This window comes from Bradyrhizobium sp. (genome assembly GCF_049798375.1).
Taxonomy (GTDB): domain Bacteria; phylum Pseudomonadota; class Alphaproteobacteria; order Rhizobiales; family Xanthobacteraceae; genus Bradyrhizobium.
On record NZ_JBARGP010000145.1, the window covers coordinates 1 to 11,711 of the forward strand.

At 64.9% G+C, this 11,711-nt stretch carries 6 protein-coding genes and 2 pseudogenes; 3 read left to right on the forward strand and 5 right to left on the reverse strand.

Features of this window, described 5'->3' with window-relative positions; translation table 11 throughout:
• Positions 1 to 2,019, reverse strand: a 2,019-nt coding sequence (locus WA702_RS06245) for an AsmA family protein (protein ID WP_425109664.1), incomplete at its 3' end; no start/stop codon positions are given.
• A 319-nt stretch (positions 2,020 to 2,338) separates the two neighbouring features.
• Between WA702_RS06245 and WA702_RS06250 the strand changes: the two genes are divergently transcribed.
• Together WA702_RS06250 and WA702_RS06255 are read left to right on the forward strand one after the other, a co-directional pair.
• Positions 2,339 to 3,013, forward strand: a complete 675-nt coding sequence (locus WA702_RS06250; protein ID WP_425109665.1) for a Crp/Fnr family transcriptional regulator — start codon at positions 2,339 to 2,341, stop codon at positions 3,011 to 3,013.
• A gap of 478 nt (positions 3,014 to 3,491) precedes the next feature.
• A complete protein-coding gene (locus WA702_RS06255; RefSeq protein WP_425109666.1) occupies positions 3,492 to 5,057 on the forward strand; it encodes a glycosyltransferase family 39 protein in 1,566 nt (521 codons plus the stop codon).
• 15 nt (positions 5,058 to 5,072) lie between these two features.
• Here WA702_RS06255 and WA702_RS06260 read toward each other — a convergent pair whose 3' ends face one another.
• The 4 genes and pseudogenes from WA702_RS06260 to WA702_RS06275 all read right to left on the reverse strand — a co-directional run bounded on the left by WA702_RS06260 (position 5,073) and on the right by WA702_RS06275 (position 11,261).
• Positions 5,073 to 8,216 carry an efflux RND transporter permease subunit gene (locus WA702_RS06260; protein ID WP_425109667.1) on the reverse strand — a complete coding sequence of 1,048 codons (3,144 nt, stop codon included), beginning with the start codon at positions 8,214 to 8,216 and terminating at the stop codon, positions 5,073 to 5,075.
• On the reverse strand, positions 8,216 to 9,142 hold the full coding sequence (locus WA702_RS06265) for an efflux RND transporter periplasmic adaptor subunit (RefSeq protein WP_425109668.1): 927 nt from the start codon (positions 9,140 to 9,142) through the stop codon (positions 8,216 to 8,218). The genes WA702_RS06260 and WA702_RS06265 overlap by 1 nt, the downstream gene beginning before the upstream one ends.
• A 159-nt stretch (positions 9,143 to 9,301) precedes the next feature.
• Positions 9,302 to 9,562 (reverse strand): annotated as a pseudogene (locus tag WA702_RS06270) (OmpA family protein); the annotation flags it as partial.
• Between the two features lie 160 nt (positions 9,563 to 9,722).
• Complete coding sequence (locus WA702_RS06275; RefSeq protein ID WP_425109669.1) at positions 9,723 to 11,261, reverse strand: caspase family protein; 1,539 nt, start codon at positions 11,259 to 11,261, stop codon at positions 9,723 to 9,725.
• A gap of 356 nt (positions 11,262 to 11,617) precedes the next feature.
• Between WA702_RS06275 and WA702_RS06280 the strand changes: the two are divergent.
• Positions 11,618 to 11,711, forward strand: a pseudogene (locus WA702_RS06280) (N-acyl homoserine lactonase family protein); the annotation flags it as partial.

Consider the following 11,711-nt stretch of genomic DNA (forward strand, 5'->3'; position numbering starts at 1 on the left):
CTTCAGCACGTTGTTCATGGGCCGGCTCTCCTGCGGATCGTCCTGTAAATTGTCCGGCGCTGGCGCCTGGCCGGCCGGATCGGACGGAGACGGTGCCAGCGAGCGGCCACGCCCCTTCGCGCCCTGCTGCTGCAGCCCCTGCTGGATCAAATTGCCGATTGCAGCGCCGAGCTGGCCGGCGAGCGGATCGGGGGGCGCTCCGGATGTCGCCGGCGCGTTCGGCGGCGTGCCGGCGTTGGGGGTGGCAGCGCCGTTCGATGCCGCGTTGCCGATCAGCCCGCCGATGCCGTTGATCAGCCTATCCAGCCCAGCGCTGTCCTTGCCGAACAATCCCTGCCCCATCTGCTTCAGCCTGGCATAGGCCGCCGCGGGATCATCGAGGATGCCGGCGACGTCCGGATAGAAACGCGGCTGCGCCCATGAACCGTCGATGACGACGGGAATGCCGAGCCCGACCGGATCGGAGGTCCGGCCCTGCCCTTCGGTGGTCATCACCAGCTTAGGTTCGACCCGCAACGCCAGCGCCTTGTTGCCGAGGTCGACCATGCCGCCGCCGCTCACCTTGACCAGTGGGCCGACCAGATTGAGATCCGATGTCGTCGCCTGGCCGCGCTCGACCTGGAACGACGCCGAGAGCTGGGTGAAATCGGTCGACAGCGCCTCGCCCGCTTGCCAACCCGACAGCGGGTTCGCCGTCAGCGAGCGGATCATCTGTGCGACATTGATACCTTTGACGGCACCATCCTGGAACATCAGGAACGCCGAACCACCCAGGTTCGACATGATCGCCTGTTGACTGGCGCCGCTGGAGCGCAGCGTCAGCTTGGCCTGCATCCTGGCATCGAGCCGATCGAAACCGGCGAGGTTCTGCAACAGCGGCAATGCGCGCACGCCGGTGAGATCGCAATGCACGGCATAGGTCGGATTGCCGCCGCTGGCATCGATGGCGACCTCGCCGCTCGCGTCGCCGTCATAGGCGCGGAGATTATCGATTGTCGCCTTCAGCACGCCGCCGGCGAGCGACGCTTCCACCTCGGCCGGGCCGAGCTTCGCACCCGCAACTTTCAATTCCGCGGCGGAGAGCTTCATCCGCGCATCCAGGTAGTTCAGCCCTTTCAGGTCGATCGGCGCCGTGCTCCATCGCTGCTGAGAGCCGGAGCCGGCGGCATTGTCCGAGGCGACCTCGAGCCGCTGGAAATCGAGATCGAGCTTCAGCAGCGGCTTGCTGGCAACATCGATCGACGCCCAGCCATTGAAGGCACCGCCGTCGAGCGTTCCGCTCAGGCTGTTGATCATCACGACCTTGCCGTTCAGCCGCAGCTCGGCGTGCCCCGACAGCGGCGCGCGCAGCGTGCCTGGCATGTCGATGGTGAAGTCGGCCGGAACCAGCTTGCGGCTAGCCGACAGTGACGCCGCGTCGGCTTTGATGTCGAATCTCAGCGGATGCCCACCGGTGTGCGCGCTGCCTGACATCGTGATCTTGTTGTCGGCCGACAGCGCCGCCTTGACGCCAATGCCATCGATGCGATCCTCCACGCGATCGCGGAGATTGGACAGGATCACGGCGCCATCCGTGACGGTCAGGCGATCGATCAGCACCGGACTGCGATCATCCCCCTTCGCCATCGTGGTGCTGCGCAACGGAATGTCACGCAGCCGCTCGCGCAGCAGCGGCACCGAGAGAACCGGCTTCTCGACGAAGAGATCGCTGATCTCCGGGCGTCCCGACCACAGGCTCGACAGGCTCACCTCGGCCTTGATGCGGCTGATCGTCAGCCGGCTGCTGCCGTCGCGATCCCTGGGATCAGAGAGCGCGACGTCGGTCAGGGTTACATTGAGCGACCGCCACACATTGAGACTGGCCGCGCCGTCAATGCTCATTCGATAACCGGTCTCGTGCTCGACGCGGTCCTGAATAGCCGTAGTGAAGACTCCGATCGGCAGACCAAGTAGCAGCGGCAGCGCTAGGATGATCGCCACGACGACGATCACAATGCTCGCGATTTTCCATGCCTTCATGTCGATATTCCAATCGCGCGCGAGCGGCTGCACGCGTCCCTTCGTTCCGGTGGGAACGCCGTCCGACCGTGGGTTAAGTGTATCCCGCAAACGCTGGCCCGTTCCAAGACGGTCAAAATAGTGAGCAGGTCGGCACTGTTATGTGACTTATGACACACTTCTGCCGGATCGATTTCAGTAACTGGGGTTTTCCCGGCGGCTCTCCGTCGGTCGCAGGCGAGTCCGCGATACGATCTGCGGGACCACCGGCAAGATGCGCTAGACTGTCGCGTTATTAAAACCCGGCGCGCCGCGGCGCGCGTTTGACGAAGGTATAGTGATGAGCAAGCAGGCCGAATTTGCGGTCATTCTAAAAATGAACCCGATGTTCTCGGACCTTGGCGCCGACGAGCTGCAACGTCTGTCCAACCTGTGTCACACCCAGCATCTCACCGGCGGCGAGATGCTGTTTCAGAAGGGCGATCCCGGGACCGCGCTGTACGGCGTGCGCCGTGGCCAGATCCGCATCGAGACCGGCGCCACCGATGGCAGCCGCCTGACGCTGAACTTCATGGGTCCGGGCGATCTGTTCGGCGAGGTCGCCGTGCTCGACGGTCAGGAGCGCACAGCGGACGCGACAGCGGGCGAGGTGACCGAGCTGTTCGTGCTCAGGCGCGAGGAATTCCTGAACTTCCTCGAGCGCGAGCCGAAGGTCGCGATCAAGCTCATCCAGCTGTTGTGCCAGCGTATCCGCTGGCAGAGCGAGCGGATGGAGGAATCCGTGCTGCAGCCGCTGCCGATCCGGCTGGCGCGGCGGCTCTGCGCATTGGCGGAGGATTTCGGCTCCGAGGTCCATATCTCGCAGGAGCAGCTCGGCGTCTTCGTCGGGGCGGCACGCGAAAGCGTCAATCGGCAATTGCAGGCTTGGCGCAAGGACGGCATCCTGGATCTACAGCGCGGCCGCATCCTGCTGCAGAACCTGCCCCGCCTCAACGCGATCGCCCGCAACGACTGAACGCACCGGCGCGCCGCGATATTTCCACGTTGATGCCGCGTGGCCATCCCGTGCCGGCCGTACTGCCGCACCGCTCCTATCGCGACCTCAGCGCGATTGCGTCGGACATCTCAGCAACCTGCGTGAGATCGCAGCACGGCTGCGCCACGCTGAATAGAGGCGTTTCAGAGTCACTGGCGTGACAGGAGATGTACTTCGCGCATCGTTTGATGTACGCGCGCACCAAACATGATCGCAATTGGGCCATCACTCCTCAAAATTTGCGACATGAATAGTTTTTAACGAATCTAAACGAACAATCCGGCAGTGGTGACGGACCGTCACTCGCGCGCATGAGGGCGCGCGGGCGGAGGGATTCGTTTACCTTGCGACCAATGTGAGTGTACGTTTGATGTGTACTGCGCTGCTGGTAAGAGGAGGACAGGCAAGGGCTTCATCGAAGTCATCACCCGCCTGGCAAAGCCTCCTGCTGCTCCTGATGGATGGCGTCGAGGAAGGTTGGGCGATTCCGCTGCTGATCGTGGGCTTCGTCGCGCTGTGGATGGCCTATCTGACCATTGCCTATGCCGGCGGCGATCTGCATCAGGACGTGCTGGAAACCTGGACCCTCGGCCGCAGCTTCGACTGGGGCTCCTCCAAGCATCCGCCGCTGATGGGATGGGCCGCAGCGGCCTGGACCTCGCTGTTTCCGCTCACCAACTGGTCGTTCAACCTGCTGGCGCTGACCAATTCAGCGATTGCGCTGCTGATCGTCGACTTGATCGTGAAGCAATTCGTCCGCGGCGACAGGCGGCTGATCGTGCTGCTGCTGCTGATGCTGTTGCCGATCTATCAACTGCATGCGCAGCGCTTCAATGCCAATGCGGTGCTGCTGTCGACCTGGCCGCTCGCGACCTACTGTTTCCTGCGGTCATTTGCCGCACGCACGACCGGCTGGGCGATTGCGGCCGGTGCGGCCGCGGCGCTTGCGATGCTGGGGAAGTACTATTCGATTTTCCTGATCGCCAGCTTCGCCCTTGCCGCGATTTGCCACCCCGACCGGCGCGCCTATTTCAGCTCGCGTGCGCCCTGGATTGCAGCTGGCACCGGCCTGCTGGTGCTGGTACCGCACATCTACTGGCTGGCGACGACCGGCGCGCAGCCATTCAGCTATGCGATGGTGCACCATTGCGGCAAGGCGTTCGGTCGGGCGCTGGGCGGAGCGGCTGGCTTCGTGCTGGCGATTGCCGGCATCGTTGCGGTGCCTGCGTTGATCTGGCTCAGGATGGCCGGCTATCGCGTCATCGCGAATTTCGGCCGCGATGTCAGCGCCATGCCCTCGGGGGTAATGCTTTTGTCGGTCATCAGCGTCGCCACGGTGATCCTGCCGGCGCTCGCGGCGGCTGCGCTGAAAACAGACATGCCGCCGCTGTGGGGACTGCAGGGCATCTTCCTGTTCGTCATCGTGATCGTCTGCGGCACCGGCTATCCAGTGCCGCGCGCCCTGACCGTCAACCTCGCCGCCACCGTGATCGGCGTCGCGATGGCGGCGGCTTGCGTGGCCGCACCGCTGCATGCGCTCTATCGCAACACCTATCCGCTCAGCGAGGGCCGCAACTTCTACCAGGGCGCGATCGCCGAGCTCACCCGCCGCTGGCACGCGCTGTCCGATACGCCGCTGCCGGCCGTCGGCGGCGACGAGGGGCTGGCGTTCGCAGCCGCCTTCTATAGTCCCGACCATCCCGTCTATGACCCTCGCCTGCTGACCGCGAATGTACAGCCGCAGCCCGGCGGTAACCGCTCCGCGCAGGGTTGGGCCGCGCTCTGCTATGACACCGATCTGCAATGCGTGAGAGCGATGGAGCGCGCGGTGGCCGAGGAGCGCCATGTCGTCCGGTCCGATTTCGTGCTGCAATCCGAGCTGCTCGGACTTTCAGGCGCGACCCAGGGCTTCATCGCGTTGATCATCCCGCCGGTCGCGGAGCAGCCGCCGATGCGGCCGCCCAGCCGCAGCGTCGTCGACGAATTCAGCGCCAAGCGCCGCGCCCGAGCCGCCATCAACTGACGTCGGGCCGCTCGCCTACTCCGCTGCTGGCGACATGACCGACGGCGGAGGCCCCTCGCCGTCCTTCCGCTCCGCCTGTGCCGCTGCGTCATGGGCGGCTGACGAGACGATCACGCGCCGGCCGAGATGCGCGAACAGCGAGCCGACATCGTCCATCACCATGAACATCGCCGGCACGAACACCAGCGACAGCACGGTGGAAAACAGCAGGCCGCCGATCACCGCGAGCGCCATCGGCGAGCGGAATTCGCCGCCGGCCCCGACCGCGAGCGCGCTCGGTATCATGCCGGCAACCATCGCGATGGTCGTCATCACGATCGGACGCGCCCGCTTCATGCCGGCGTCGACGATGGCCTCGTCGCGCGGCTTGCCGGCGTTGATTGCTTCGATCGCAAACTCCACCAGCATGATCGCGTTCTTGGTGACGATACCCATCAGCATCAGGATGCCGATCGAGACCGGAATGGTGAGCTGCTTGCCGGTCAAGAGCAGTGCCGCGATCGCGCCGCCGATCGACAGCGGCAGCGAGAACAGGATGGTGATCGGTTGCAGGAAAGTGCCGAACAGCAGCACCAGCACCGCGTAGACCATCATCAGCCCCGACGTCATCGCCGTGATGAAGCCGTCCGACAATTCGTTGAGGCTTTCGGCGTCGCCCGATGGACTCACCTTCACGATCTTGGGCAGGGTCTTCATCACCGGCAACTGGTAGATCTGCTTGGTAGCGTCGCCGAGCGCCGCAAAGCCGACGAGGTCAGCCGATACTGTCGCCTGCCGTTCGCGATCATAGCGGTTGATGCTGGTCGGCCCCTGGTCGAGCTTGACATCGGCGACCACAGACAACGGCACGCCGCCCTTCTCGCCATGCGCGCCGAGCGGCACGCGCAGATGCTCCAGCGTCTTCAGATTGGCGCGCGCGGAATCCTCGAGCTGCACCCGGATCGGCACCAGCCGGCCGCCGGCATCGAACTTCGCCAGCGCCGGAGCGACATCGCCGATGGTGGCGACGCGGATGGTCTGCGACAGGCTTTCGGTCGATACGCCGAGGCGGGCGGCGAGATCTGCGCGCGGCTGGATGCGCAGCTCGGGCCGGTCCAGCGACGTCTCCGCGATCACGTTGGCGATGCTCGGAATCCGTTTCATCTGCAAGGCCAGCTCATCCGCGACATTGTCGACGATGTTGCTGTCCGAGCCGGTCACGATCAGCGAGATCGCGCGCAGCCCGTTCTCGTCCTGGAACCAGAAGCGGATGTCCGGGACGTTGTCGAGCTCATCGCTGATCTCGTGCTCCAGCTCGCGCTGGGTGATCTTGCGCTGGGTCTTCGGCGTGTAGTTGATGATCAGCGAGGCACGGCGAACTTCCATGACGCCGGAGGGCGAGCGGCCGCCGTCGACGAACACGCTGCGCACCTCGGGCCGCTGGCGCAGGCGCGCGACGATATCCTCGGTGACCTTTTCCGTGTAGGCGAGCTGCGAGCCGGGCGGCAATTCCAGCGCCATCAGCGAGCGCGCCGTGTCCTGCGCGGGCAGGAAGCCTTCCGGCAGCAGCTTGATGCTCCAGATCGAGGCTGCGAAGATCACGAGGCCGATCGCCACCGTGATGTAATGATGCCCCACGGACCAGCGGACGACGCGATGATAGGCGCGCAGGATGCGGCCCGGTGGCGGCTCGTCATGGGCGTGATGCTTGGGGAAATACGCCGCCAGCATCGGCGTCACGAACCGTGCGGCGAGCAGCGAGAAGAACACCTGCACCGACACCGTGATGCCGAACTGTTTGAAGAACTGCCCGGCGATACCGGACATGAAGCTCGCGGGCGTGAAGATCGCGATGATGGCGAGGCTGATCGCGATCACCGCAAGCCCGATCTCATCGGCCGCCTCTAACGCAGCACGATAGGGCGTCTTGCCCAGCCGCATGTGGCGGACGATGTTCTCGATCTCGACGATGGCATCGTCGACCAGGATGCCTGTCGATAGCGTGATGGCCAGGAACGAGACCAGGTTCAGCGAGAAGCCCAACAGGTCCATCGCCCAGAAGGCGGGGAAGATCGACAGCGGCAGCGAGATCGCCGCGATCACGGTGGCTCTGATGTCCCGCAGGAACAACAGCACGATGACGACGGCGAGGATCGCACCTTCGAACAAGGTCGAGATCGCGGCCTCGTAATTGCCCTTGGTGAAGTCGACCGAGGTGTCGATCAGCTTCAGGTCGACGTCAGGATAGGCGGTCTTGAGCGCATCGATGCGTTTCTGCACGGCAGCGGCGACGACGACGTCGCTGGCGCCCTTGCCGCGCTTGATGCCGAGCGCCACCACCGGCTCGCCGTTGAAGCGCGCGAAGGTGTGGCGGTCAGCGATGGTGTCGGTGACGGTGCCGAGATCGTCGAGCCGGACCTCGCCGCCGCCGAACAGCGGAATCATGGTGCCGGCGAGATCGTTCAGCGTCTTGGCGCCGGCGAGCGTGCGGATCGCCTGGTCATTCTTGCCGATCTCCGCACGGCCGCCGGCCAGATCGACATTGGTGCCACGCAGGCTCTGGCTGACATTGACCGCGGTCAGCCCCATCGCCTGCAGCCGGTCGGGATCGAGCGAGACCTGGATCTCGCGCTCGACGCCGCCGATGCGCTCGACCGAGCTGACGCCGCGCACGCCCTGCAGCGCACGCTTGACCACGTCGTCGACGAAGAACGAGAGCTGCTCCGGCGTCTTGCCGGGAGAGATCGCGGCATAGGTGACGATCGGCAAGCCGATCTTGTCGACACGCGAGATCAGCGGCTCGGTGACGTTTTGCGGCAGGTCGGCGCGCACCCGCGTCACCGCGTCCTTGACGTCGTTCAGAGCGCGGTCGGTGTTTGTCTCCAGCGCGAACTGGATCGTCGTCACCGAGAGACCGTCGGTAATCGTGGAAGAGATGTGGCGGACGCCTTCGACGCCGGAGACGCCATCCTCGATGGTCTTGGCGACCTGCGATTCGAGCTCGGCCGGCGCAGCGCCGAATTGCGACACCGCGACCGAGATGACCGGAATGTCGGCATTGGGCAGCCGCGTCACCGCGAGCTTGGTGAAGCTGACCCAGCCGAGGATCAGGAGGATGATCGAGAACACGACCGATGGCAGCGGGTTCCTAATCGACCATGCCGAGATGTTCAATGCCATCAGCGTACCTGCGCGCGATCGAGATCTTCGGCGAACATGGTCTTGACCTCGTCGCCATCATGCAGCGAGCTGCCGGCATCAGCCACCACGATCTCGCCGACGTCGAGGCCTTCGAGGATTTCGGTCGAGGCATCCGACACCAGTCCGACCTTGACCTTGCGGGTCTCGATCACATTACCCTTCACGACCTGGATCGTGAGGTGATCGATCGCCGTGTTGGGCACCGCAACGCCGCAACTGCGCTTGGCGTCGATGCTGGCACGGGCGAACATGCCAACCTTGAGCTGCGGATTGCTGGTCAGCGAAATCTTGACATGACCGAGTTGCGTGGTGCGATCGATCTGCGGCGACACCGAGCGGACCCGGCCGATAATGTCCGGTGCACCGTCGCGGCTGATGCGCACGGTGGCGCCCGGATTGAGCTTCAACAGGTGCACACTCGGCACCTCGGCATCGAGCTCGAGGACATTGTTGACGGCGATGCGAAACATCGGACCGGCCTGCGGCGAGGCCGGCGCGCCGACGATGGTCTTGACCTCCGTGACTATTCCGGCGGCGGGCGCCCGCAACGACACCGGCTTGCCCGTCGGCGTAGCCGGCATGCCCGGCTGGGGCGGCGGCGGGGTCAGGCGCGCCAGTTCCTGGTTCTCGGTGACGGTGTCGCCTTCCTTCACCAGCACGTCGGTGACTTTGGAGCCTTCCTGATCGGCAACGACCACGGCCTCGCGCCGTGCCACCACGAAACCGGTCACGCGCACAAGATCGGAGAAGCAGCCGTTGACCGCCTTGGCGACCACTACGAGCGCCTGCATCCGGGGCTCCTTCGGCACGGGATGGGCACGGTGCTCAAACCAATAATAGCCGCCGAGCAGCGCGACCACGAACACAGCGATGCTGACAGGCTTGAGGGTCTCGGAAAGCTTCATCGGCCGATCAATCCTGGCAGGATGAGACAAGCAAAACGACGGGTCGCGCCCGGACCTCGAACAGAAAATCGAACGAGGCGCCGATATCGCTCGTCAAACACGCAGTGCGCTTGCTCCTGTTGGACGGATGCATCTTCGCCACCAGAACCGCTGTCTCCCTCACGTCCACCTGTCAGGCTGCTTGGCTGCGGTTCTGCTCTGCAGGTTGACGACCTGCACGCGACGGTTGGCCTCCGCGAGCGGCTGGCCCGGATCCTTCAACTTGCTCTTGCTATAGCCCACGGTGACGAGGTCGGAACCGGGGATATGAAAATTTTTGGCCAGGTAGCGCTTGATGGCATCCGCCCGGCGCTCCGACAAATCTTGGTTGTACGTGTCGGTTCCGGCAGCGTCGGTGTGGCCGGCGACCGTCGCGGTCGTCTTGGCTTCGAAACCCGTCATTGTCGCTCTCTCCTCCGCGGCGCCAGCGATGCAGCTCGCCGGCCACACCGCAGGCCCGGCCCGCAGCAATGACCACCGGCCGTTTGTCTTGCGGGCGCGGCCAAGGGTTCGACCCTCGCCGGCCGCGATGCACACAATCTCAGCGGACGCCGTAGCTTTCGTAGTCCTTGGCGATGTTCGGATCCATCGCCTTGGCGGTGGCGATGTCTTGCGCGCCGGCCTCGGCCGCGCCGTTGCGCTGCCTGGCGAGGCCCCGACCATAGAGCGACGAGATGAGACGCGGATTGAGTTTCAGGGCCGCGTCGAAATCGGCGAGCGCATTCTTGGTGGCGCCGCTCTTCAGATTGACCAGCCCGCGGCTGTCCAGCGCATCGGCGTAATTCGGTTGCAGTCGCAGCGCCTCGTTGCAATCCCTCAGAGCCCCGTGCAGATCGCCGGTCACGGTGCGCACCCAGCAACGGTTGTTGAGCGCCTCGACATCCTTCGGATTGAGCTGGATGGCGGCGTCGAAATCCTTGACTGCGAGCGGATAGGCGCCCTTGCTGGCATAGAGCTGGCCGCGCCGATAGAGCAATGCGGCGTCCGCCGGATTGGCATTGAGCTTATCGTTCAGGTCCTTGATGGCGGGATCATCCGCGAGCGCGACCTGCGGTGACGGCAGGGCGTTGACGGCCGGCGGATTGCTCGGCGACGGAGCCGGCGCAGCGATGGGCGCAGGCGGAGCCAATGCCACGGAAGGAGATGCCGGCTGAGGCGACGCGGGCTTTTCGATCTTTTGCGCCGGAAGCGGGCTCGGCATCGGCGGAGCGAGGGGTGCGGGCGGCGCGACCGCGACCTGGCTCGGACTTGGGCTGGGCGGCAGCGGGGACGGAAGTGGCGCCGGCGGCGTGATGTTGGCCTCGGCCGGGACGCTCGGGCGGTTACCCGAGCCGGGGGCGAAGGAGAAATCCTCCGCCAGTGAGGACGATATCCAGGGCACCTGCTCGCTGCGCGAGGCGCGGGTGACGCCGACGCGGGTGCGGTTCAGCGTCTCCTCGGCGGTGAGCTCGGGAACGCGGATCTCCTTCAACAGCTCCTGTACGAACAGGCTGTGGTCGCCGCCATTGTCCGATATCGCCGAGGCCAGCGCGGCCGAATACATCACCAGCGTGCCGCTCGGCGCGATCACCGGCGCGAGACCGGCCGAGGAGGTGCGGAAGCGGCGCTCGAACGGGTTGCGGCGCGAGGCATCGATCAGCGCGATCTTCACCCCCGCACCGCGGCTGTTGATCTCGCCGAGCACGGCCTCCAGGCTCAGGCCGTCGCGACGCACATCGGCTTCTTGCCAGATCTGCGCATCGACCGGGATCATGTAGCTCTGCCGGTTCGACTGGATGCCGAAGCCCGAATAGAACACCAGCGCCACCGAACCCGGCTTGATCTTGCCATACAGCCGATCGAAGGCGCGGCGCATCGCGTCACCGGTCGCGTTCTCCTGGATGTCGACGCTAAAGCCGTCGCGCTTCAGCTCGTCGGCGATGTCATGCGCATCGTTGATCGGCTGTTTCATCGGCGTATCCGCGTCGGGGTATCTGGCGTTGCCGATCACGAGAGCAACGCGGTCGCCCGCCGCGAACGAGGGCGCTGTGACGGCGGCGGAGACCAGCAGGGAGAGCAGCAATAGCAGGCGAAACGTCATCACGATGGCGGTCCAGCGGTCAGCAACAGGCGGCGTCCGGCTTGCGCCGCGGTGACCTTACCCGACGCAAACTGCATTATCAAATCGCGGTGATGGCGCGTCAACCGCTTGGAATGTCGCAGAAATCACGTGCGCGCGTCATTGTCCTGTGCCTCGCATGGTCGTCCTGTGTCATCAGTGCAACGCGGCCGTTCGACCGCGTGCTCGCTGACCCGACTATGCCGCCTTCCCGCACGGCAGAATGTGACAGGTCTCACATGTAGCATCCCGCCTCCGGCGCGCGGCCCGATCGTTGACCTTTGCGATCGGCAATGGCTTGGTGCCCGTCCCACATCTGCAATCAACGAGAACAACGAATGGGAAACGCCGCCGAAATCTACGCGCTTCGCTATGCGACGATGTCGCCGCGCACGCCGCACATGAACTTCCTGCAGCCCGATCCGCATGACA

Coding starts and splice junctions, on each gene's coding strand:
- WA702_RS06260 (WP_425109667.1), bottom strand. CDS start 8,216: ATGGCATTGAACATCTCGGCATGGTCGATTAGGAACCCGCTGCCATCG.
- WA702_RS06265 (WP_425109668.1), bottom strand. CDS start 9,142: ATGAAGCTTTCCGAGACCCTCAAGCCTGTCAGCATCGCTGTGTTCGTG.
- WA702_RS06250 (WP_425109665.1), top strand. CDS start 2,339: ATGAGCAAGCAGGCCGAATTTGCGGTCATTCTAAAAATGAACCCGATG.
- WA702_RS06275 (WP_425109669.1), bottom strand. CDS start 11,261: ATGACGTTTCGCCTGCTATTGCTGCTCTCCCTGCTGGTCTCCGCCGCC.
- WA702_RS06255 (WP_425109666.1), top strand. CDS start 3,492: ATGGATGGCGTCGAGGAAGGTTGGGCGATTCCGCTGCTGATCGTGGGC.